Source organism: Methanospirillum hungatei JF-1, from assembly GCF_000013445.1.
In the GTDB taxonomy this organism is placed as follows: domain Archaea; phylum Halobacteriota; class Methanomicrobia; order Methanomicrobiales; family Methanospirillaceae; genus Methanospirillum; species Methanospirillum hungatei.
Genome location: NC_007796.1, coordinates 1,451,625 through 1,475,065, shown reverse-complemented (window position 1 = coordinate 1,475,065; position 23,441 = coordinate 1,451,625). Strand labels below are relative to the sequence as shown.

Annotated in this window: 15 protein-coding genes; 8 read left to right on the top strand and 7 right to left on the bottom strand. The window is 44.4% G+C overall.

The features are described 5' to 3' along the window. Window positions 1–165: 165 nt before the first annotated feature. Complete coding sequence (locus tag MHUN_RS06795) at window positions 166–1,860, top strand: cache domain-containing protein (protein ID WP_048067854.1); 1,695 nt, start codon at window positions 166–168, stop codon at window positions 1,858–1,860. A 127-nt stretch (window positions 1,861–1,987) separates the two neighbouring features. Here MHUN_RS06795 and MHUN_RS06790 read toward each other — a convergent pair whose 3' ends face one another. Together MHUN_RS06790 and MHUN_RS06785 are read right to left on the bottom strand one after the other, a co-directional pair. Continuing rightward, entirely contained in the window at window positions 1,988–2,824 is an 837-nt protein-coding gene (locus tag MHUN_RS06790) for a hypothetical protein (protein ID WP_011448313.1), read from the bottom strand. A gap of 121 nt (window positions 2,825–2,945) precedes the next feature. After that, window positions 2,946–3,824 carry a hypothetical protein gene (locus MHUN_RS06785; RefSeq protein WP_011448312.1) on the bottom strand — a complete coding sequence of 293 codons (879 nt, stop codon included), beginning with the start codon at window positions 3,822–3,824 and terminating at the stop codon, window positions 2,946–2,948. Between the two features lie 337 nt (window positions 3,825–4,161). On the opposite strand from MHUN_RS06785, the gene MHUN_RS06780 reads away from it, so the two are divergent. Beyond that, window positions 4,162–11,223, top strand: a complete 7,062-nt coding sequence (locus MHUN_RS06780) for a mucin 2 (protein ID WP_011448311.1) — start codon at window positions 4,162–4,164, stop codon at window positions 11,221–11,223. Between the two features lie 57 nt (window positions 11,224–11,280). On the opposite strand, the gene MHUN_RS17365 is transcribed toward MHUN_RS06780, so the two are convergent. Next, entirely contained in the window at window positions 11,281–11,919 is a 639-nt protein-coding gene (locus tag MHUN_RS17365) for a response regulator (protein ID WP_011448310.1), read from the bottom strand. A gap of 433 nt (window positions 11,920–12,352) precedes the next feature. Here MHUN_RS17365 and clpB point away from each other — a divergent pair, with 433 nt between their 5' ends. Further along, the gene (gene clpB, locus MHUN_RS06770) at window positions 12,353–14,944 is read left to right on the top strand and encodes an ATP-dependent chaperone ClpB (protein ID WP_048067344.1); all 2,592 of its coding nucleotides are present in this window, start codon (window positions 12,353–12,355) and stop codon (window positions 14,942–14,944) included. A gap of 275 nt (window positions 14,945–15,219) precedes the next feature. On the opposite strand, the gene MHUN_RS06765 is transcribed toward clpB, so the two are convergent. Next, window positions 15,220–15,639 carry a pyridoxamine 5'-phosphate oxidase family protein gene (locus MHUN_RS06765; RefSeq protein ID WP_011448308.1) on the bottom strand — a complete coding sequence of 140 codons (420 nt, stop codon included), beginning with the start codon at window positions 15,637–15,639 and terminating at the stop codon, window positions 15,220–15,222. 256 nt (window positions 15,640–15,895) lie between these two features. Here MHUN_RS06765 and MHUN_RS06760 point away from each other — a divergent pair, with 256 nt between their 5' ends. Then, the gene (locus tag MHUN_RS06760; protein WP_011448307.1) at window positions 15,896–18,703 is read left to right on the top strand and encodes a PAS domain S-box protein; all 2,808 of its coding nucleotides are present in this window, start codon (window positions 15,896–15,898) and stop codon (window positions 18,701–18,703) included. Between the two features lie 6 nt (window positions 18,704–18,709). On the opposite strand, the gene MHUN_RS06755 is transcribed toward MHUN_RS06760, so the two are convergent. Together MHUN_RS06755 and rsgA are read right to left on the bottom strand one after the other, a co-directional pair. Continuing rightward, window positions 18,710–19,408, bottom strand: a complete 699-nt coding sequence (locus MHUN_RS06755; RefSeq protein ID WP_011448306.1) for a hypothetical protein — start codon at window positions 19,406–19,408, stop codon at window positions 18,710–18,712. A gap of 363 nt (window positions 19,409–19,771) precedes the next feature. Beyond that, window positions 19,772–20,386 carry a ribosome small subunit-dependent GTPase A gene (gene rsgA / locus MHUN_RS06750; RefSeq protein WP_011448305.1) on the bottom strand — a complete coding sequence of 205 codons (615 nt, stop codon included), beginning with the start codon at window positions 20,384–20,386 and terminating at the stop codon, window positions 19,772–19,774. A 245-nt stretch (window positions 20,387–20,631) separates the two neighbouring features. Here rsgA and MHUN_RS17360 point away from each other — a divergent pair, with 245 nt between their 5' ends. The 3 genes from MHUN_RS17360 to MHUN_RS06735 all read left to right on the top strand — a co-directional run bounded on the left by MHUN_RS17360 (window position 20,632) and on the right by MHUN_RS06735 (window position 21,709). Continuing rightward, window positions 20,632–21,123 (top strand): flavodoxin family protein, encoded by a 492-nt coding sequence (locus MHUN_RS17360; protein ID WP_011448304.1) that lies wholly within the window; start codon window positions 20,632–20,634, stop codon window positions 21,121–21,123. Beyond that, window positions 21,120–21,347 (top strand): flavodoxin family protein, encoded by a 228-nt coding sequence (locus MHUN_RS06740; protein ID WP_011448303.1) that lies wholly within the window; start codon window positions 21,120–21,122, stop codon window positions 21,345–21,347. Before MHUN_RS17360 ends, MHUN_RS06740 begins: the two co-directional genes overlap by 4 nt. Window positions 21,348–21,469: 122 nt before the next feature. After that, on the top strand, window positions 21,470–21,709 hold the full coding sequence (locus MHUN_RS06735; protein WP_011448302.1) for a hypothetical protein: 240 nt from the start codon (window positions 21,470–21,472) through the stop codon (window positions 21,707–21,709). Window positions 21,710–21,774: 65 nt separating this feature from the next. Here the strand turns inward: MHUN_RS06735 and MHUN_RS06730 are convergent, their stop codons facing one another. Further along, window positions 21,775–22,437, bottom strand: a complete 663-nt coding sequence (locus tag MHUN_RS06730) for a carbonic anhydrase (RefSeq protein ID WP_011448301.1) — start codon at window positions 22,435–22,437, stop codon at window positions 21,775–21,777. A 182-nt stretch (window positions 22,438–22,619) separates the two neighbouring features. Here MHUN_RS06730 and MHUN_RS06725 point away from each other — a divergent pair, with 182 nt between their 5' ends. Then, window positions 22,620–23,330: a 4Fe-4S double cluster binding domain-containing protein gene (locus tag MHUN_RS06725; RefSeq protein ID WP_011448300.1), complete on the top strand. Its 711-nt coding sequence runs from the start codon at window positions 22,620–22,622 to the stop codon at window positions 23,328–23,330. Window positions 23,331–23,441 lie beyond the last annotated feature (111 nt).

The window sequence follows — 23,441 nt, the reverse complement described above, 5'->3', positions numbered from 1 at the left end:
GTAGCCAAACGATATGGAAATGGCTGCATCATTTATAATCTACATGGGGAGCCTCCTCATTTTTCCGGATGATATGGGCTTCAATCTTCATTTATGCCCACATGTCCTTTTCATCCCTGTGATCTGAATCGAAGTTTTTATCTCCTGATCAGAAGATGGATGAGTATGAAACGATGGTCCGTACTCATCTTTCTCATATTGATCTTTCTGAATCCCGCGTATGCAGATGATATTGCCCCAGATTCTTCATTAAACCAGAACCTGGTTCCCCCTTCGGATATGCTTTCAGCACTGGATCGAATTACTGGTGAGATATCGAATGATCTGGCAATTATCAGAGAAGAGAACCAAAAAAGTGCTGAATCTCTCCGGACCATTGGAATATCGGGAGAAAATGCAACCTCTGTATTGGAAAGAAAGTTAGAATCCGTTCACTATGGACATTCCTCTCTTATTATTTCTCCAGATAATATCGTTACTGCTGCAGCTCCGGTCACGTTTTCAGGTCTTATCGGTACTGATCTGAGTTATCAGCCAGAAACCAGCTTTGCGAACGAAAGACAAGAACCAGTCATAAGCAATATTTTCTACCTTGAAGAAGGATTTTATGGAATCTCTATCAGCTATCCCATTTTTTCAGAAGGCGATGAATATCTTGGTTATACTGATGTTACCATCCGTCCTGAAGAGTTCTTCAGACCGGTTATCGGTCCCTTTACTGAGCAGACCGGCTATGAAGTTTTTATCCTTCAGACAGATGGTATGACGGTCTATGCAACAAATGAATTTGAGGTTGGGAAAAATTTCCTGACCGATCCCATCTATGATATCCCGGAGATGCGAAATGTATCGCATGCTGTACTAGAGAATGAGGATGGAACCGTCACCTATACGTTCTGGGATAAAAACTCGAACCGACAGGTCCCCCGTCAGGCAATCTGGGATACCCTTTCCCTTGATAATCAGGAATGGCGAGTAGCTGTCGTCAGAAACCTAGAAGAGGCAGAGAAACAGAAGGGGGCCGAAGACCAGGAATTAGGGTCAGATAATCTGAATGCAAGCCTGACCAATCTCACTCAGTTTGTTCAGGATGCAGCCATATTTGCGCGGACAACAGGGCAGGAATCTGCCTGTGCTGCTTTTAACAATCTTTCAGGTCCATATGTCTCCGGAGATCGGTATATCTTTGCTTATACGATGAATAGTACCACCCTCGCCCTACCTTATCAGCAGGGACTGTTAGGAAAGGATCGGCCTGATCTTTTCGATATGAATGGCTTTTCCATCATGCCTGCCCTGATTGATACCGCTGGGCAAGGAGGGGGCTTTATGTATGGGGTTTACCCTAATCCTGATCAGGATTTTCAGAACCAGTTGAAAATCTATTATGTTGAACCGGTAGATTCAGACTGGTTTATTGGCTCCGGATTATATATCCCTTGGATTCAGGCAGAATTCGGATCTGAAGAGATTGATGCCCTTATAAGCAGGGTGAGACAAGCCGTCCGTCATGCAGATCTGGTCGGAAAGGAACAAGCGATTATGGACTTTAATGACCTGAACCAGTCCTTTGCAGATGGCGGGTCATACATCTTTGCCTATGGGTATGATGGGACTACCCTGGCTCTTCCCCATCAGCCTGAACTTATTGGTACGAACCGGATGAACTTAACTGATGTCTATGGAGTTCCGATAATAACTCAGGAGGTACGAGCTGCTGAGCGGGGTGGAGGATTTGTTTATGTTGTGTATTACAATCCGGATTCGGGGAACAATGAACTGAAACTCTGTTATGTTCTTCCGGCAGGGGAGGACTGGTTTGTTGGGTCTGGGATCTACCTGGGAAGAGGTCTTACCTGAACCCTTTTTTATAGTGGAATTATCCTGAAGAAATCTGCTCTGTGAGATATCCGAGTTATTATGCCCTCAAAAAAATAGAATCAGGGTTCTTATCGATCCTTCTTCTTATGATCCCTTTCCATATAAATCAAATTTTTAATCCCGATTCATAGGTGAATTTCTTCTGGAACTTCTCTATTCCACCGGTTGCAGTTGTTGAGTCTTTCCAGGAATTCGTAGCAGAAACATTATTGGACTGATTCCTTGCCTCCATAATGGCCCCTCCAAAGTTTGTCTTAATCGTGCCCGTTGCCGGACTATTCATGCTGGAATCTGGTCTGACTGCTATGAGATAATTCAGAGCCGCCGGGTATTGTGCATAATACGTCACCGCTCTAGATACTCCTTTTGTGGTAAGTTGTCCGGTGTTCAGATTTACAATGCTGCTTCCTGCTTTGACAATGGTACAGAATGCAGGGAAATAATTCGGTTCTATATCTGCGAAGACACATCGGATATTTTCACGCTTCAGATCCCAGTCGCCAGCAACATCGAGCGACCACGACTCCTCACCGAAAAGATGTGATCCTTCTTTTGTCCGGTATGTCAGAACTTTTTCAGCTTGCAGATTATATCGCGAGGATGCCTTATTTTTCGAATTATAGGAGATTTTTTTACCCATTGCGATACTCCCGCCAGAACTACGGAGTGAATCATCCCATTGGAGTATTGCAATGCTCTCGGTTCGATTGAGTTTTCCATCATGGATATTTCCATAATCGTATGTTCCATTCACAAACAACCGCTGATAATCAATTATCCAGTCAACTGAACTCTCCTCACTTATTATTCCAATTGCTTTGATTTCAGTATCAATAGAAAATATCTGGTTTTCATCAGTTTCTGTTGGCAATCGGTCAGCACTGGCAAAAAAAAAGAGGTTTAATCCTACTAAAAAAAATAAACAGACAGAAATTATTTTCATGATATTCTTCTTATTCTCATGATTAGGTTTCCAATTGATAATTGATCGATTCTGTATGTTCTTTTATTGTGTTTTTCCTTTTTTAGCATTTGTTCATAAATGATAATATATAAAAAAGCATTTATGATGTTTTATTCTCCATTGAGTGCATCGTCACCAGATGACGGAATATCATAGTTCCTTTCGGCATTGTTTGTTTTCCGGTGATTGACGAATTTCTAACAAATGGTTCGGTTGCAGTGTGCGTCAATAACCGTGATGTGACTCCGATACCGTCTACCAAGGTTAATTCCTCAACTGATTCTACTGGTACATTTGCGATAACATGAGGTCCGACAATTCTTACCTTATAGCCATCATACGTTTTTCCAGCAAAAGGAACAGGTTCTTCTGATATGGTATAGGTTCTTTTTCTCAGTTTAGATCCATCTTTGTCCGGATTAAATGGCCCCCAGTACTCAACCCAGGTCTGTCCTTCTGCCAAGTGACCACTTATCCAGGTTCGTGGATATAGTGTTCCATCAACAACATACCAGCCAATATTATTTGCAAGATCATTTTCATGAGGAGTTAAATTAGGATTATATTTTCCCTTGGGGGTTGAAGCAACCTGAGCCAACATATCATCTCCAGTCACCGGATTTTTCATCTCGATTAACCATGGCATCGTTTCAATCCCCTCATGATAAATCGCATATGCTGTTTTGTTTGGGAAGAGTGGTGGGTTTTCGTATGCAATTATTCGAATGACATGTTCTTTTCCAACACCATACATCTCCCAGTCTTTTTCAGTAAACGGTCCAAATGCATGATCGACAAGGGGATATCCTGCTTCCAGGGATAAATTTCCAATCCAGGTAATCTGTGGATCCAATGGATACGTTGGAAAATACCCTTCTTTCCATTCAGGGGGGTTGTCTGTGTCTATTTCAACAGTAGTCCCTGTTACCACAAGACTCGCAAAAAAAAATAATGTCGCAAACAGGGTTATTACTTTCATATGGTATTGTTAGAATAGGTCATATAAATTCATATCGCTCACATAGCAATAAAAAGATAATATAAAAATAAATAATTAAAAACCATTCAGCTCATTTTTAGCAAATTTTCAAAAATTGTCGATATGTATTTATGGATTGATAGCCTACTAACAGTTATCGAAAGTTTATGAGATTTCATCCTCTTGTTTTTCCATCCATGACCAACCTTGTATCATGAAATCTCTCTATCCCATGGTCATATCGTGTGAAAATGATAATTTTTTTATTCGAAGTAAGTTCTACAGAAATGAATAGACAAATAGGATGATGGCAAAGGAAACGGAAGGGGTGACCAAAATGAAAATAAATTATTACAAATTATCAGGTCCGCTATTAATATTCTTATTTTTATTAATCGGTAGTTATGCATGTGCTGATAATTTTACTGATGTTCCTACGCCCGAACCAATAGAACCTGAAGGTCAATTTGATTGGAATGAATTAATAGAGGAAGAGTTTGAAGAACCAGTCGATTGGGAGGAGATAGATATTTCCGAATCTCTCGACTGGGATGAACCAGTTCCTTCTCCAGAAACAGAACCCGCTCCGGAAACTGATACTGCTCCTGTAGAAAATCTTGAGTATGAAATCTCTCTTGCTAATGGTGCAGTTTATGGGGTCGGACTGAATGAGGAAGAAGGATTGCTGGAATTTGAATCAATTTCTTCCATTGAGTCTGTTGAAGAGGATTTTTTTGGTTCATGGGCTGATTTCGATATTGATTTTGAGCTCTCTACTGCGAATGGGGCGATATTTGGAGAAGGACTGGCATCCGAAGAGGGTCCCCCTGTAATAGAAGCTCTATCGACGATTGAGCCGGTTTTGATTGTTGAAAAGAGTGAAAATGAAATAGAGCAGGATAACTTTGAATTTTCAACAGCCAATGGAGCAATTTTTGGCGAATCTCTCTCAATACTGGAAGAAGAGTTTCAAAGCGGAATTTCTCCGTTCATGCTTCAGGTTGAAGAGCCTGTAAGTGAAATAGAAAAGAAAGGTGCCCAGGTTACTACTCCTTCCGGTTCTCAGGAGATAACCGATGAAGGTCCAACTCTAGCTACCCCGAATTATGATGGTGCAACCGGTACTAAGCCCGGTGCTCAGGTTTTACTGCCCGATAAGGATAAGAAAGAGAAACCAGAATCCGAAAAGATTTCCGAGGTAGAACCTGTTGTAACGGTCATTCCCGAAGTCACCCCGACTACTGTCCCTGTTCAGGAGACAGAGGAAGATAAGGAGAAGAAAGGTGCCCAGGTTACTACTCCTTCCGGTTCTCAGGAGATCAGCGATGAAGGTCAAACTCTTGCCACCCCCAATTATGACGGCATAACCGGGACTAAGCCTGGTGCTCAGGTTTTACTGCCCAATAAGGACAAGAAAGAGAAACCAGAAACAGAAAAGACTTCTGATGTCGAGCCTGTTGTAACTGTCAGTCCTGAAGTCACCCCGACTACTGTCCCTATTCAGGAGACTGAGGAAGAGAAGGAGAAGAAAGGCGCCCAGGTCACTACTCCTTCCGGTTCTCAGGAGATCACCGATGAAGGTACAACTCTTGCTACCCCGAATTATGATGGTACAACCGGTACCAAGCCTGGTGCACAGGTTTTACTTCCAGATAAGGACAAGAAAGAGAAACCAGAATCCGAAAAGACTTCGGATATCGAGCCAGTTGTAACTGTTAGTCCTGAGCCCACGTCAACTATAATCCCTGTTCAGGAGACTGAGGAAGATAAGGAGAAGAAAGGCGCCCAGGTCACTACTCCTTCCGGTTCTCAGGAGATCACCGATGAAGGTACAACTCTTGCTACCCCGAATTATGATGGTACAACCGGTACCAAGCCTGGTGCACAGGTTTTACTTCCAGATAAGGACAAGAAAGAGAAACCAGAATCCGAAAAGACTTCGGATATCGAGCCAGTTGTAACTGTTAGTCCTGAGCCCACGTCAACTATAATCCCTGTTCAGGAGACTGAGGAAGAGAAGGAGAAGAAAGGTGCCCAGGTTACTACTCCTTCCGGTTCTCAGGAGATCACTGATGAAGGTACAACTCTTACCACTCCGAATTATGACGGCACAACCGGTACCAAGCCTGGTGCTCAGGTTTTACTGCCAGATAAGGACAAGAAAGAGAAACCAGAATCTGAAAAGGCTTCCGATGTCGAGCCAGTTGTAACTGTCAGTCCCGAAGCCACCCCGATTATTGTCCCTGATCAGGAGACAGAGGAAGAGAAGGAGAAAAAAGGTGCCCAGGTTACTACTCCTTCCGGTTCTCAGGAGATCACTGATGAAGGTACAACTCTTACCACTCCGAATTATGACGGCACAACCGGTACCAAGCCTGGTGCTCAGGTTTTACTGCCCGATAAGGATAAGAAAGAGAAACCAGAATCTGATAAGTCATCAAGTGTCGAGCCAGTTGTAACTATTAGTCCTGATGTCACTCCGACTCCTGTTACCGTTCAGGAGACTGAGGAAGATAAGGAGAAGAAAGGAGCCCAGGTCACTACTCCTTCCGGTTCTCAGGAGATCACTGATGAAGGTGCAACTCTTGCCACTCCGAATTATGACGGTACAACTGGAATTAAGCCCGGTGCTCAGGTTTTACTGCCAGATAAGGACAAGAAAGAGAAACCAGAATCTGAAAAGACCTCCAGTGTCGAGCCAGTTGTAACTGTCATTCCAGTGGTCACAACTACAACACCAGTTGTTGTAGCCACTGTGTCTCCAACCTCTACTCCCGTAATCACTACTGGCAATTCCGGGAAATTGAATGACAAAGCCAATGTCAACAGTCAGAGGACTGCCACTCCGACTGTAATGCCCACCGTTACAAGTACACCCGTGGTCACTCCTACAACACCAGTTGTTGTAGCCACTGTGTCTCCAACCTCTACTCCCGTAATCACTACTGGCAATTCCGGGAAATTGAATGACAAAGCCAATATCAACAGTCAGAGGACTGCCACTCCGACTGTAATGCCCACCGTTACAAGTACACCCGTGGTCACTCCTACAACACCAGTTGTTGTAGCCACTGTGTCTCCAACCTCTACTCCCGTAATCACTACTGGCAATTCCGGGAAATTGAATGACAAAGCCAATGTCAACAGTCAAAGGACTGCCACTCCGACTGTAATGCCCACCGTTACAAGTACACCCGTGGTCACTCTTCCAACACCAGTTGTTGTAGCCACTGTGTCTCCAACCTCTACTCCCGTAATCACTACTGGCAATTCCGGGAAATTGAATGACAATGCTAATGTCAACAGTCAGAGGACTGCCACTCCGACTGTAATGCCCACCGTTACTAGTACGCCCGCGGTCATTCATGAATTAGGCGAAGTAGTCACCCCTGAGCCTACGGTTACTCCTGAAATCGGTGAAGAAGTTACCCCCGAACCGACAGTTACTCCGGAATTTGGCGAAGAAGTTACTCCTGAACCGACAGTCACTCCTGAAGTAGGCGAAGAAGTTACTCCAGAGCCTATGTTGACTCCTGAACTCAGCGAAGAGGTCACTGTTGAACCTACGGTCACTCCTGAAGTAGGCGAAGAGGTCACTGTTGAACCTACGGTCACTCCGGAGTTAGGCGAAGATGTTACCCCTGAACCAACAGTCACTCCTGAATTCGGTGAAGAAGTCACCCCCGAACCGACAGTCACTCCAGAGTATGGTGAAGAAGTCACCCCCGAACCGACAGTCACTCCAGAGTATGGTGAAGAAGTCACCCCTGAACCGACAGTCACTCCAGAGTATGGTGAAGAAGTCACCCCTGAACCTACGGTCACTCCGGATTTAGGTGAAGAAGTCACCCCTGAACCTACGGTCACTCCCGTAATCGGTGAAGAGGATACTCCTGAGCCAACAGTCACTCCTGAAGTAGGCGAAGAAGTCACCCCTGAACCTACGGTCACTCCAGAGTTAGGCGAAGAAGTCACCCCTGAGCCAACAGTCACTCCTGAATTCGGTGAAGTGGTTACTCCTGAGCCAACAGTCACTCCTGAATTAGGCGAAGAAGTCACCCCTGAACCTACGGTCACTTCAGAGTTAGGCGAAGAAGTCACCCCTGAGCCAACAGTCACTCCTGAATTCGGTGAAGAGGTTACTCCTGAGCCAACAGTCACTCCTGAAGTAGGCGAAGAGGTCACCCCTGAACCTACGGTCACTCCCGTAATCGGTGAAGAGGATACTCCTGAGCCAACAGTCACTCCTGAAGTAGGCGAAGAAGTCACCCCTGAACCTACGGTCACTCCCGTAATCGGTGAAGAGGATACTCCTGAGCCAACAGTCACTCCTGAATTAGGCGAAGAAGTCACCCCTGAGCCAACAGTCACTCCTGAATTAGGCGAAGAAGTCACCCCTGAACCTACGGTCACTTCAGAGTTAGGCGAAGAAGTCACCCCTGAGCCAACAGTCACTCCTGAATTCGGTGAAGAGGTTACTCCTGAGCCAACAGTCACTCCTGAAGTAGGCGAAGAGGTCACCCCTGAACCGACAGTGACTCCTGAAGTAGGCGAAGAGGTCACCCCTGAACCGACAGTGACTCCGGAGTTAGGTGAAGAAGTTACCCCCGAACCTACGGTTACTCCAGAGTTAGGTGAAGAAGTTACTCCTGAACCCACGGTCACTCCGGAGTTAGGTGAAGAAGTCACCCCTGAACCGACAGTCACTCCGGAGTTAGGCGAAGAGGTCACCCCTGAACCGACAGTTACTCCGGAGTTAGGCGAAGAGGTCACCCCTGAACCGACAGTTACTCCGGAGTTAGGTGAAGAAGTCACCCCTGAACCTACGGTTACTCCGGAGTATGGTGAAGAAGTTACCCCTGAACCGACAGTCACTCCGGAGTTAGGCGAAGAGGTTACCCCTGAACCTACGGTCACTCCGGAGTTAGGCGAAGAGGTTACCCCTGAACCTACGGTTACTCCGGAGTATGGTGAAGAAGTTACCCCTGAACCGACAGTCACTCCGGAGTTAGGCGAAGAGGTTACCCCTGAACCTACGGTCACTCCGGAGTTAGGCGAAGAGGTTACCCCTGAACCTACGGTCACTCCGGAGTTAGGCGAAGAGGTTACTCCTGAACCAACAGTCACTCCCGAGTTAGGTGAAGAGGTTACTGCTGAACCCACGGTCACTCCCGAAATCGGTAAAGAGTTTACTCCTGAGCCAACAGTCACTCCTGAAGTAGGTGAAGAGGTTACTGCTGAACCCACGGTCACTCCTGAAGTAGGTGAAGAGGTTACTGCTGAACCCACGGTCACTCCTGAAGTAGGTGAAGAGGTTACTGCTGAACCCACGGTCACTCCCGAAATCGGTGAAGAGTTTACTCCTGAGCCAACAGTCACTCCTGAAGTAGGCGAAGAGATTACTCCTGAACCTACGGTCAGTCCCGAACCCACCGAAGAGGTCACTGTTGAACCGACAGTCACTCCGGAATTCGGTAAAGAGGTTACTGCTGAACCGACAGTCACTCCAGAGTTAGGTGAAGAAGTCACCCCTGAACCTACGGTCAGTCCCGAACCCACCGAAGAGGTCACTGTTGAACCGACAGTCACTCCGGAATTCGGTAAAGAGGTTACTGCTGAACCCACGGTCACTCCGGAGTTAGGCGAAGAGATTACTCCTGAACCCACGGTTACTCCGGAGTTAGGTGAAGAAGTCACCCCTGAGCCTACGTTGACTCCTGAATCTACAGAAGAAGTTACTCCAGAGCCAACAGTCACTCCAGAGTTAGGTGAAGAAGTCACCCCTGAGCCTACGTTGACTCCTGAACCTACCGAAGAGGTCACTCCAGAGCCTACGATGACTCCTGAACCTACCGAAGAGGACACTCCAGAGCCTACGATGACTCCTGAACCTACCGAAGAGGTCACTCCAGAGCCTACGATGACTCCTGAACCTACCGAAGAGGTCACTCCAGAGCCTACGATGACTCCTGAACCTACCGAAGAGGTCACTCCAGAGCCTACGTTGACTCCTGAACCTACCGAAGAGGTCACTCCAGAGCCTACGTTGACTCCTGAACCTACCGAAGAGGTCACTCCAGAGCCTACGTTGACTCCTGAACCTACCGAAGAGGTCACTCCAGAGCCTACGATGACTCCTGAACCTACCGAAGAGGTCACTCCAGAGCCTACGTTGACTCCTGAACCTACCGAAGAGGTCACTCCAGAGCCTACGTTGACTCCTGAACCTACCGAAGAGGTCACTCCAGAGCCTACGATGACTCCTGAACCTACCGAAGAGGTCACTCCAGAGCCTACGATGACTCCTGAACCTACCGAAGAGGTCACTCCAGAGCCTACGATGACTCCTGAACCTACCGAAGAGGTCACTCCAGAGCCTACGATGACTCCTGAACCTACCGAAGAGGTCACTCCAGAGCCTACGATGACTCCTGAACCTACCGAAGAGGTCACTCCAGAGCCTACGATGACTCCTGAACCTACCGAAGAGGTCACTCCAGAGCCTACGTTGACTCCTGAACCTACCGAAGAGGTCACTCCAGAGCCTACGTTGACTCCTGAACCTACCGAAGAGGTCACTCCAGAGCCTACGTTGACTCCTGAACCTACCGAAGAGGTCACTCCAGAGCCTACGATGACTCCTGAACCTACCGAAGAGGTCACTCCAGAGCCTACGTTGACTCCTGAACCTACCGAAGAGGTCACTCCAGAAATTCAGCCAATAATTACTCCAAATCCGGATGAAGGATTATTAAGCAAAATTCCTGAAGAACCATCCCAAATTGAATCAATAGAAATTGTGAATGGTTCGATCAACCTCTTGGAACAGCCTGAAAATATTGAGGTATACATTAATGGAGAACCCCAAGGATTGACTCCCTTACTGATAACTGGAGTAGATCCAGGGAAATATCTCCTAACCTTTGAACATGAAGATGGATATGAAGACCAGGTAGTTGAGGTTCCAGATACAGGTGGGGAAGTTAAACCTAAAAGAACTGAACCTGTCTATAAGATAGCAGTCCTGGCAGGAGAAAAAGAGCCATGTAAAGATTGCTGCACGATTCAGGAAGTTCATGCAAAAACCTCTCAAATGGATTATTCAGAGGTATTTAAAATAAGTACCGTGGCAATGAAACCTGATGAGTCTGGCAGCATTCCATATACATTGTATTGGAATGGAAAACCCTGGTACAGGGGTACTTTGAAACCTGATGAGGATGAAAAAGCAGAAGGATGCGAAAATTGTGTCGTCATGGAAGATTATATCCGAGAAGTAGCCCCACCTGGAACTTTCGAGTTAAAGTTGGATGATGGCCGGTTATGTACTTCTTCAGATAATATGGGTAGGTTGACCTTCTTTGGGATTGAAGGGATTCCCCTTCCCTCCTCTCCTTAAAGAGAGAAAAATTCTAATCTAATTATTTGATGATACTCATCTGGAAAAACCATGTACCTAAATAGAAAAAACCGGATAGAGAATTTTTATATTGTCTCGCTCTCTCCTCTTTCTTTCTAATATCTCCCTAACCTGGGCCATCCGCCGGTCCATACATTCATCTTCTGACATTGACTCGTCAGGTATGCAGGATGGATTCACATATTCCAACATCTGGGTGATTGCTTTTATCTGCCTCCCAACACGAATCCAGGAAGTACATATATCCGGAGAGACGCCCTGTAATCGTGCAGCATTTGCGTTTGCTATAAGGGGATCATACCAGTCAAAGAATTCATCTATTGCATCACAGAATTCTGTATCTACAAATGGTTTTTCGACAAAACCTGCAAGATATTCACCATACCTGATGACCTCGTCGATATTGAGTTTTTTCGCCGATGCCATTATAACAGGTGTTTCTCTGCCATTTGAGAAAGTTCGGAGATGAGCTAAGGTATCCCATCCATCAACAGGGTCCATCATGATATCAAGGAGAACCAGATCATATGGTTCTCGTTTCAGTCTCATTATCCCTTTCGCTGGATCTTCCTCTGGAACACACCGATACCCGCAAGAGGTCAGCGCTCGTGTCATTGCCTCTCTGAATACCGCTTCGTCATCGATAATGAGTATTTTCTTAGGGTTTTTCCCCATGAGATGTCCCTTACTTTATCCTTATGGAGATTGATAATATTAATATTGTGGGTATGGATAACTAGTGATAATCCGGACGTTTATCAATGTATCTATTAATGTCCGTCTTTACTAGCTATTTGTCCTTATCTCCAATATTTGAGGTCATACATCCTTTTGCGATGGAAATGGAAGAATTGGGAGAAAGGGAGGATACCAGAGGTCTACCAGTTTACCCGGTTTATGAAAATCACAGAATCTGAAGAGAACTGAGAGTTGGTTGTACCTATCCTACTCCCCTTCATAAAAAAACCTTTATATCAATATTTTGGGTTTTTTTGAAAATGTACCCTATTTTATGATATTTAGTGGATCCGTTCTCTTTAGAAAAAATATGAATGGCTTACAATAACTATATATAGAATTACAAATCAATAACAAAGAGATCATGATTATGAACTTCAACAATTTTACACTCAAATCACAGGAAGCAATTCAGAAAGCGATGGATATCGCTGCTGGTAAACAGAACCAGGCGATAGAACCTGCTCATATTCTCAAAGGGATGCTTATTGTAGATGAGAATGTCATCCCCTACCTCCTCAAAAAACTCAATGTCAATCTTGACCGGTTAAACCAGGTTCTGGATCGAAATATTGAGGCATTACCAAAAATTACTGGAGGGGAACAGTACCTTTCACACGATTCATCAAAAGCCCTCCAGAAAGCGAGTGGATATGCCCAGGAATTGAAGGATGATTTCGTCTCGATTGAACATCTCCTTCTCGGTATTCTCTCGGTGAATGAGCCAACTTCGCGACTGCTCAAAGAATTTGGCGTGACTGAAAAGGATCTGAAAGAGGCTATCCGAATTTTGAGGAAAGGGTCCACAGTTAGCAGCCAGACTGCAGAAGAGACCTATAATGCCTTAAATCAGTTTGCACGGAATCTGAATGAACTTGCATTCTCCGGAAAACTTGATCCGGTCATTGGCCGGGATGATGAGATCAGAAGGGTCTTACAGATCCTATCACGGAGAACAAAGAATAATCCGATACTGATCGGTGAGCCTGGTGTTGGAAAGACTGCAATTGCAGAAGGTCTTGCACACCGGATTATTGACGGTGATGTTCCTGATAACCTGAAGACGAAGCAGATCTTCTCCCTTGACATGGGTGCCCTGATTGCAGGAGCGAAATACAAGGGAGAATTTGAGGAACGACTCAAGAGTGTGGTAAAAGAGGTTGTCTCATCAGACGGCGAAATCATCCTCTTCATTGATGAGATTCATACCCTTGTCGGTGCCGGGGCTGGTGAAGGGGCAATGGATGCCGCCAATATCTTAAAGCCCGCTCTTTCCAGGGGAGAACTGCATGTCATTGGTGCAACGACCTTAAAGGAATACCAGAAGTACTTTGAGAAAGATAAGGCCTTGGAACGACGGTTCCAGCCGGTGATGGTAAACGAGCCTGATACCCTGGATGCGATATCCATCCTCCGTGGTATCAAGGAAAAATACGAGACACATCATCATGTCCGGATCAAGGATGAAGCCATAATTGCAGCCGTTGAACTCTCGCAGCGGTATATCTCCGACCGGTTCCTCCCTGACAAGGCGATTGACCTGATCGATGAAGCAGCGTCAAAACTCCGGCTTGAGATAAACTCCGTTCCTGAAGAACTTGAGATAATTGAGCGGAAGATCAGGCAACTGGAGATAGAGCGGGAAGCCATTAAACGGGAAAAGGATCAGGTTAAACTTGATGCTCTCAATGAGGAGATTGGAAATCTTACCGAGGAGCGGAACCGGCTGAAGGCAAAATGGCAGTCAGAGAAGGATATTGTCGAACAGATACAGTTGCTGAAAAATCAGATAGAAGATCTCAAATTTGAGGCAGAAAGTGCCAACCGGGCCGGAGACCTCGGAAAGGTTGCTGAGATCAGATATGGCCGGATCCCTGAGAAAGAAAAGATCATCGAGGGTCTGAAGCAACAACTGACCGACCTGCAGAAAGATTCGGCCATGGTCAATGAAGAGGTGGATGCAGAAGAGATAGCCGAAGTGGTTTCCAGGTGGACCGGCATTCCGGTTAGCAGGATGCTGCAGAGTGAGAAACAAAAACTCCTCACCCTGGAGGCAGAACTTCATAAGCGTGTTGTCGGTCAGGATGAAGCTATCCGGGCGGTATCTGATGCCATACGCCGGAGCCGTGCAGGTCTGTCAGATTCAAAGCGGCCAATCGGATCATTCATCTTCCTCGGAACAACCGGTGTCGGGAAGACAGAACTAGCTAAAGCCCTTGCAGAATTTCTCTTCAATAATGAGAACAGCATGGTCAGGATTGATATGTCCGAGTACCAGGAACGGCACACGGTTTCCAGGCTGGTTGGTGCTCCGCCTGGATATGTCGGATATGAGGAATCGGGTCAGCTGACTGAAGCGGTCCGGAGAAAACCCTACTCTGTGGTATTACTTGACGAGATAGAGAAGGCCCATCCGGATGTCTTTAATATCCTGCTTCAGGTTCTGGACGACGGCCGACTGACTGACAATAAGGGGCGGACGGTAGACTTTAAGAATACCATCATCATTATGACCTCAAACATCGGGTCACATATCATCCAGGAAAACCTGGAACATGTCACTGACAAAAACAGGGAGGAGATCTATGATCAGACCAAAGACCTGGTGTTTGATCTTCTCAAGAAGACGATTCGTCCGGAGTTTCTGAATCGGATTGATGAAGTCATCATGTTCAGGCCACTGACCATGGATGAGATTCGTACGGTCGTCAAACTGCAGCTTGATATCGTCAGGAAGATGCTTGAGAAGAATGATGTCAGGTTCACCGTCACAGAGAAAGCAATCGGTCATATAGCAAACCTCGGGTTTGATCCCCTGTTCGGAGCACGTCCCATCAAACGGGTTATCCAGAGAAACCTGCTCAATGAACTCTCGAAGATGATACTTGCCGGAGAGGTTACGAAAGAGAAAGAGATCATTGTGGATGAAAAGGATGGGTCCCTGGTATTTCGAAATACCTGAACGGTGAGATCTAAAAACAGTCTCCTTTTTTTCCGATGAGTAATCAATCTTCATGATTTGATCCTTTTTGACATTTCTGTTGTGCCCTATTAAACCGGAAAAATATCCCTGTGCAGAGGAGTGTAATCGCTCCGGAGAGGTAAAAGACCATGAATGTTCCATTTGCAAGAGCATGCATGAACTGGTACAGGATCGGTCCCTGAAGGGTTTTATGAAAAATGATCTCTCTAAATTGGGATTGAATAGCCGGTTTTGAAGGAAGTCCGTAAGAGAAACTATATTGATTGTTCCCATCCCTGACCCATGTCTACTATCGGCCGGACTCCAGTGACCTCAAAAGTTACCAGTGCTACCATCATATCTGCAGATTCTTTCCCTATCACCTCAGCGATTTGACTTTTAAACGCATCCAAATCCCCTCCGGAGGTTGCAATCTGTAATGCAACCAGGTAAACTCGAATCCCTTTCCAGTCAGTAATTGTTGTTCCCGGTTCAATGATCAGGTAGACTGCATGGGGATTTTGCTGCAGATTCGCAAGTGTCCGGTTATTTGAAAGTCCCATGATCACCGTTTTCTCATCAGTCATCCGGGGTGATCCAAAAATACCAGAATCAACATGGCCTGATTTATCTGCCGTACTTAGTACTCCGATCCGTGGTGACTTGTTAAAATATTCTATGAGTTGTGTTGTCATAGCAGTACTTCACCTGATTCTGGATTCGGTTGGAATACCATTAAAAGTTTTGGTGATTCATACCGACATGGTCAATGCCTCTTAAAAATATTGAGGGAAATGATATTTAGATAAATCCGGTCATTTTTTTTAATTTTACTTCTGTGATAAATTGGGCAAATCTCTCAGTTCAATCTTATTTTACTCCATAGCCAGGATAAGATGGATATATTTATCCTATTATACTTTGAATGATAGATCTTTACCTACCTGATACATGAACTCTCACGAGATTCCAAAAGAAGGTTCTTCTGATTCTTCAGTTAATGAGTCCGAAGAAACGGTGTTTCAAAAAAGCAGTCATTTTATTGGAAGATTTAAATTACAAACCGTCCTCACCATTAGTTTTGCACTCATAGTTTTCCTTGCTATCTGTATCACCGGATTTTTTTCATTTCAGGCCAGTCAGTTCGCTGTTAATGAACTGGCCGGACAGGTTCAGGGTGAGGTCTCTGATCGGATAACCGATCAATTGAATGAATATCTCAAAACCCCTCATCTGGTAAACCAACTTTGTCTTGACAGTATCAGGCTCGGGCATATACATGTCCATAAAAATTCCGACCTGATCTCGTATTTCAGAGAGTTATCATTTCGATTTGATACGATTGAAGCAGTATGCTATGCTAATCAGCAGGATGGCAATTATACCATCATTTCAAAGGTAGGTGCCCCTGGATTGGTAAACGGAACCGAGCGGTTTTACGGCGTTTCAAACTCACTGACAAATCATTCCTTTATAGAGTACCGCCTGTTACCTGATGGAAGTCTAGGGGAAAAGACACTGACAATACCTGATTATGATCCCCGGACCAGACCGTGGTATCAGGCAGCAGTCAGGGCAGGGGGTCCGGCATGGACACCGATTTATATGTGGCTTGAAGGAGTGGTCAGTATCGATGCTGTTACTCCTGCATATTCTGATCAGGAAACTCTCATAGGAGTCATGGACACATCCCTGACATTGAGTGGGATTGGAGACTTCCTGCAGCAGATCAAGATCTCTGAAAACGGGCAGGCGTTCATTATAGATAAAAATGGTCAGATAATTGCAGCTTCAACCATCAAAGAACCTTATCATCAGGTTAATGGCGAGCTGGTTCGTCTCTATGCTGCTGAATGTACTGATCCGGTCATTCAGAAAGTGACGTATTTTATCAGTCATCATATGGAAAATAGTACCAATATTTCGACCAGAAAACAATTTATTTGTGATTTTGAATCGGGTCCGTTGCGTGTTGAGTTATCTCCATACCAAGACTCATATGGGCTTGACTGGCTTATTGTGGTTGTCATTCCTGAATCTGATTTCATGGGGAGTATTGAAGCTCACAATAAGACTACCCTGCTGATTTTATTAGGTTCCCTTCTTGGAACAATTATCCTCTGTATTCTCCTTGCACGGTACATTACCCGTCCTGTTCTTGCGATGAACAAGTCCGCAAAAGCCCTTGCTGATGGTGATTTCTCCTCTTGGACTGATATTAACCGAAAAGACGAACTTGGTGAACTTTCACATTCCTTCAAATTTATGGCTGATCAGTTAAAGACCATGTTTTCATCGTTGAAAGCCAGTGAAGAGCGATACATGAGTCTCTTTCAGGCCTCTGTAGATGCGATCATCCTCTGTAAAGGATATACACTTCTTGAGATGAATCATGCAGCTGAAGAGATGTTTTCTCTGTCCGGTAACATAGTTTCTGGAAGAGAAATTACTGGTTTATTCGATGAAATTGGCAAGACTATTGCCCAGATGATTGAATCTTCAATGAACGCCGGTTCGGATGGATATGAAAGCCGAACAATATCACGAACCAAAGATAATGCTGAGCAATATCTGAATATCCGAGTAACCAAGGTCACCGAAGATGGTGACATCTTAAGTCTGGTCCACATCCGTGATATCACCATTGAACGTCAGGCAATCATCTCTTTTGCAGAAAAGGAAGCTCTTCGTGATGCCTATTCACGGGTAGAGATGATCCTTGAACTCCTCCCAGATCCTACCTTTGTCATCGATAAGAATGGGGTCATTCTCTTCTGGAACCGTGCAATGGAGAAGTTTACTGGGTATGACTCGGGGTCCATGATTGGTAAAGGGGATTTCCAATACTCATATGCAATATATTCAGAGAAAAGGCCCCTGCTCATAGACTATGCATTACATCCTGAGTTATCTTATGATGGTTTATACCCGGCAATCAACAGGTCTGAAGATCTGTTATCAACAAGTCTTTGGGTTGAAATTAAGGGAAAGATGGCATATATTTCTGTTATCGCTGCCCCTTTGTATGATAAGAATGGGAATGTTGTCGGTGCAATAGAGTCGGTAAGAGATATCACCTCTCATAAGCAGGCAGAAGAAGCACTACTGGTTGCAAATAAAAAGTTAAACCTTTTATCCGGAATTACCCGGCACGATATCCTGAATAAGATTATGATCTCAAAAGCATTCCTATCCTTCCTGGATGATAATGAGTTACACCAGGAACAGAAGGACTATATTGATCGTATTAGGCGCTCATTGACTGAAATTGAACAATTTGTTGCCTTTTCAAAGACATACCAGGAACTCGGACTGAAATTACCTGAGTGGCAGGATATCGGAGAGGTGTTCAGACGGGTTGCTCACCAGATTGATACGGGAGACGTGCAGGTTCGTGTGAATGTAGCCGGGGTTTCAATTTTATGTGATCCCCTTTTTGAGAAGGTCTGCTATAATCTTATTGAAAATGCAATCCGTCATGGGGGAGATCTGACATATATTGAAGTTCGTGGAACCGAGACCAGTACCGGTTTTCTTATCACGGTAGAGGATGATGGAACCGGGATTTTGGATGATCAGAAAAAGTATATCTTTGAAAGAGGTTTTGGTAAGAATACCGGATATGGTCTGTTTCTGACACGAGAGATCCTTGCAATGTCTGATATTACAATTATCGAAAATGGACAGTATGGTACAGGATGCCGGTTTGAGATCGATGTTCCCAAAGGTAAATACAGAAAAGATAGTAAGATGGGTTAGGAAAAATTAAATTTTTATTCCATTCCAGCTATCTGTAACAGCCTGTTCGGTGAGTTCTGTTGTATATGTTCCATTAAATGTCAGACCGTCATCACTCATAATAAACGAAAATTTACCCGTTTCAATCCATGTCCCGTTCATTATTTTTCCATCTTCAGATATGACTCCGTCAATCAGTCCGGGTTCGTCAGAATCAAGGTCAAACGGTATATATGAGCCGGAGAGTGCGGTTCCATTCTGCGTAAGATTATATGTTTTACTCCCGGTTTTCCATGTTCCTGTCCAGGTGTTATTCACATCTTGTCTCGTTCCTTCTCTGGTTCCATGTATCGTATAGGTGAAGGGCTCTTCCATAAGCCCCTCCTGGTTCACCGTTCCTGTGCCGGAAAATGACTCTCCATCATCGGCAAGAATCAAAGAAACAGTGCCTGCTTCAGACCAGATTCCTGAAAAGGTACATCCGTCTTCTGATAAGGTTCCTTTGAGCAGACCAGGATCACGGGCAGTAATGTTATCCGGCGTATAACTGCCAGCGATGAATGAACCATTCTGAAGAATAAGAAGTGAGTATTCATCAGATGCCCAGGATCCATTCCATGAGTTTTGAGTGAGAATATCTATACCGGGTTTTTCTTCTGCAGTAACCATAGATGAGCTGCACAGGAGAATAATCGTTGCAAGGGCAACAAGAAAAATTGTTTTCATCTCAATAACCTCCTCTGAATATCATTCTCATCCGATAAAATGATAATGTTTTCGCCAATCCGCGGGAAGTATCCAGCCTGGCATTCCATATCTATATGAGTGTGTACTCTGATCACCAGAAAAGAAGAGTTGTTTTAAGACAAACCCATATGGCCGGTTGCCATTATACTATCAATAGCATCCGGATTACAAGAATTATGTATGTATGTCCATATGTCTGACTATGTTCTCCTTATGAAGGCCTGAATGTATTGAACCAATCGATCGTCATCCTATCATTTTAGGTAGCAGAAGAATTGAATGAATTTGTTTTTTTAGTTGATCAGTTCTATCCTGGACCGGAGAGTTCGGCTATGTCAGGTATTACCGGTATGCATCCCATTTTTTCTTCTCCCGATATTCATTCGCGAGTTGACTGATTCCTTTGTATCTGATCTTTTCAAACCGTTTTAGCCCTATCTCTGCATTTCCTCTCTCAAATGCTGCTTCTTTCAGCAATTTTTTGTATCGCTCCAGACGACCAGCGGATCTCTCTCCCTCTTCAACGGCTTTTCTGACTGCACATCCTGGTTCCTGTTCATGGGCACAGTCTGAAAACCTGCATCTCTGTGAAAACTTTGCAATGTCTTCAAATGCATCCTGAACAGACTCTTCAGCAGTCCAGATTCGGATCTCCCGCATCCCAGGCGTATCAATCAGACAGCTTCCTGAAGGGAGAGAAACCAGATGCCTGACCATCGTGGTATGCCTTTCCTTTCCATCGTCTTCTCTGATATCCTCCGTTTTCTGAACAGATGTTCCGTTGAGGGTATTGATAAGCGTTGATTTTCCAACTCCGGAAGAGCCAAGAAATATGACCGTGTTCCCTGGTGCCAGAAATGGGTTCAGATGTTCTAGGCCGGTATTATTCAGGGCACTGATGGGGATTACTGCGATTTCACCGATTTCACTAGTAAGCAGGGATACAAATTCAGACATTTATTACTCATAAAATAGGTTATATGAAAAGAATATAACTGATCTCTCTTTTTTGTTTGGATTACAAGAACAAAAACCTAATATAAGAATATAAGCAATTAATTATATGCTTTAGTGATCTTCGTGTCTAACCTGATGCTAACTTTGGATCACGGGAAAGAAAGGAAAACGCTGGGATTATGCTACCATGCCTGTTTCACAGTGGTAACATTCTGTTCAGTATGAACAATGGAAATGGTGGAAATATGAAATCGATAATAATTTATCACTCACACTCTGGTGTTACCCGCAGAGTTGCTGAAAAGATTGGTGAAGAGCTATCTGGAGATCCCATTGAGGTGACTCCGGAAAAAGAATATTCAAGCCTGATGGTGGTTCCAAAAGGATGTTTTCGGGCTATGAAGGGCCTTGCTGATAAAGTCAGACCAGAAAAAATTGATGTTACCGGCTATGATATGGTCATCATCGCGTCACCGGTCTGGGCGGGAAAACCAACCCCGGTTATCAATGGTGCTATTGAAAGCCTGACAGGATGCCAGGGGAAAAAGAGTTATGGAATCCTGACCTGTAAAAGTGCACAAAGTGGCAATGAGGCATTAGTCCCCTTTATTGCCCGGATGAAAGAGAAGGGTCTTGTGATATCGAATACTGCTGTCCTCGACAGGAATACCTCCACTGACAATGCTGCTATTGATACCATCGTTGCCGATATCAAATCCGCATGGAATAATCTATGAAGACTACCCTCTATTATTTTACCGGAAATGGGAATTCTCTCTCTGTCGCCAGAAAAATCTCTGAAAAAATTGAAGATGCAGAACTCATCTCTGTTGTTTCACAGATGAAAACTGATAAGGCAATTACAGCCCCCTCTGGCCGTGTAGGAATTATTTGCCCGGTGTATGATGCAGGAATTCCTGCCATTGTTCGCGATTTTCTCCACCCGACTAAAAATTACTGAGGGTTCATATGTTTTTGGCCCTTTTGAAGAATCTTGGATTTATTCTATGGCTGCAACCATGTTCCAGTTCAGTTTGATCCATATCCTGTTCAGGTTCTACCAGTTGTTTCTCTTGGGAAGGGATGGAATTAGATCGGATTTTCCTGAACTATTTCATATTCGGCCGGGACAGCCTGCTATCTGTTCAGGATCTCTGGAGATATTGTGTTCCGTTTGATGAGTTCAGACAGCAGTATGGTACTATAATTATGAACGGCGGGACCGGTGAATATTCAGATAACCGGATGCTGCTTCCTTATCATGGATATTGGGTATACATGACCGGAGAAGGGGAACTGGCAGGATTAAGGTACAAGCCATGATCCGAATCTTTTTTTGGAAATAATTCAAGTGATATTTGCAGGATATCTATACCTTTACACTCAAATTATCCAATCTGTTCAACTTTTCCTGAAGTCATATTCCAATATAGTCCGATTATTTGCAGGTTTCCGTTACGAAGTCCCAGACTTACGTCCGGATTAGTTTTCAGATGTTCAAGCTGCAGTCGGATATTTTCTTTTTCCAGTTCACGCAGCCATGAATCTAAATCTTCACCTGAATCTGGCTTTTCGCTTCTTGCCAAAAGACTTGAAAGAGCAGGAGCGGAATTTGCAAGCCATCCGGGAACAAATGAATCACCGTCTCCTCCACCGGTCCCGAGAGCCTTCATTGCTCCGCATTTCTCATGACCCATAACGACAATCGTATCTATGCCCAGATGTTTTATTCCGTACTCAAGCACTGTAGCAAGGCTCCAGTCATCCGGCGCTACGATATTACCTATGTTCCGGTGAACAAAGAGTTCTCCAGGACCGCTTGAAAAAATCATTTCCGGTGCACTGCGTGAATCACTGCAACTGATAATGAGTGTGTGCGGACTTTGTCCTGAAAGTAATTGTTCAAATTGTTCCTTTTCTTCGGTAAATGTCCCGTTTACGAATTTCTCGTTTCCTTCCAGTAATGTGCTGATTCCTATAGCAGAAACTCCTGAACATACGAGAAGACTGAAGAGGACCAGATAAATCGTAAAGCTTCGTTTTGCTCCCATGAGAGACCTCTCGTTGTTCAATGACTTAAATTTTATCAGAGTTCCTTACAAGAGAAATTACCTTTTTTTCACTGCGGACACAAAAAAATCCTTAAATCTAATATACATTCTGACCAGGTGATCACCGCTGGTTTTATACTGAAATACCACCCACGGTAGAAAAATTGCTACAGGCAGATAATATGAATAATTGTTTTGAAGAGATCCAGTCTCTTTGCAGGAATCATGGAACAGAATATTTAGGAGTTGCCGATCTTACTCAGGTCCATGATGAAGTGTATAGGCAGGGTGGTGATTTTGTCCGCTCATATTCAAAAGCGATAGTATTTGGAATAGTGCTCCAGGATTCTGTTGTTAATTTGGTTACCTCTGATATACAGGGAGCAAAGAGCATTTATTCCCATCATGCATATCAGGTCATAAATACCCGTCTTGATATTCTTACTTCCAGGGTTGCAGATATTATCCAGAAGAACGGATTTTCTGCTTTCCCTGTCCCTGCATCATTACGGTTTGATAATGAGAGAATATGCTCAATATTTTCACATAAACTTGCAGCACGGCAGGCAGGTTTTGGTTGGATTGGAAAGAGTTGTATGCTTATCACCCCTGAACACGGACCACGAGTCAGGTGGGGGAGTGTTCTGACCGATGCCCCTTTTCCGGCAGTTTCAAAGCCGATGGATGAGCAATGTGGGAAATGTCAGGCCTGTGTTGATATCTGTCCGGTTCAGGCATTTACCGGTGAGCCTTTCAGGGAAGGAGAATCACGAGAGGTCAGGTATGCTGCTGCTCTTTGTGACCAGTATTTCCAGAATATGAAAGAACACCAGGAAGAACCCGTTTGTGGATTATGTTTGTATGTCTGTCCGTATGGGCGTAAAAACCGGTAGCCTTTACAGGTAACACATCATGACATCTCAATACTCTTTTGAAAACTTAACAAAATATAAAAATCATTACGTTTCATTGGTATTTATTAAGTCTCACGTTGATTATGATTT

Coding starts and splice junctions, on each gene's coding strand:
- MHUN_RS06795 (WP_048067854.1), top strand. CDS start 166: ATGAAACGATGGTCCGTACTCATCTTTCTCATATTGATCTTTCTGAAT.
- MHUN_RS06790 (WP_011448313.1), bottom strand. CDS start 2,824: ATGAAAATAATTTCTGTCTGTTTATTTTTTTTAGTAGGATTAAACCTC.
- MHUN_RS06785 (WP_011448312.1), bottom strand. CDS start 3,824: ATGAAAGTAATAACCCTGTTTGCGACATTATTTTTTTTTGCGAGTCTT.
- MHUN_RS06780 (WP_011448311.1), top strand. CDS start 4,162: ATGAAAATAAATTATTACAAATTATCAGGTCCGCTATTAATATTCTTA.
- MHUN_RS17365 (WP_011448310.1), bottom strand. CDS start 11,919: ATGGGGAAAAACCCTAAGAAAATACTCATTATCGATGACGAAGCGGTA.
- clpB (WP_048067344.1), top strand. CDS start 12,353: ATGAACTTCAACAATTTTACACTCAAATCACAGGAAGCAATTCAGAAA.
- MHUN_RS06765 (WP_011448308.1), bottom strand. CDS start 15,639: ATGACAACACAACTCATAGAATATTTTAACAAGTCACCACGGATCGGA.
- MHUN_RS06760 (WP_011448307.1), top strand. CDS start 15,896: ATGAACTCTCACGAGATTCCAAAAGAAGGTTCTTCTGATTCTTCAGTT.
- MHUN_RS06755 (WP_011448306.1), bottom strand. CDS start 19,408: ATGAAAACAATTTTTCTTGTTGCCCTTGCAACGATTATTCTCCTGTGC.
- rsgA (WP_011448305.1), bottom strand. CDS start 20,386: ATGTCTGAATTTGTATCCCTGCTTACTAGTGAAATCGGTGAAATCGCA.
- MHUN_RS17360 (WP_011448304.1), top strand. CDS start 20,632: ATGAAATCGATAATAATTTATCACTCACACTCTGGTGTTACCCGCAGA.
- MHUN_RS06740 (WP_011448303.1), top strand. CDS start 21,120: ATGAAGACTACCCTCTATTATTTTACCGGAAATGGGAATTCTCTCTCT.
- MHUN_RS06735 (WP_011448302.1), top strand. CDS start 21,470: ATGGAATTAGATCGGATTTTCCTGAACTATTTCATATTCGGCCGGGAC.
- MHUN_RS06730 (WP_011448301.1), bottom strand. CDS start 22,437: ATGGGAGCAAAACGAAGCTTTACGATTTATCTGGTCCTCTTCAGTCTT.
- MHUN_RS06725 (WP_011448300.1), top strand. CDS start 22,620: ATGAATAATTGTTTTGAAGAGATCCAGTCTCTTTGCAGGAATCATGGA.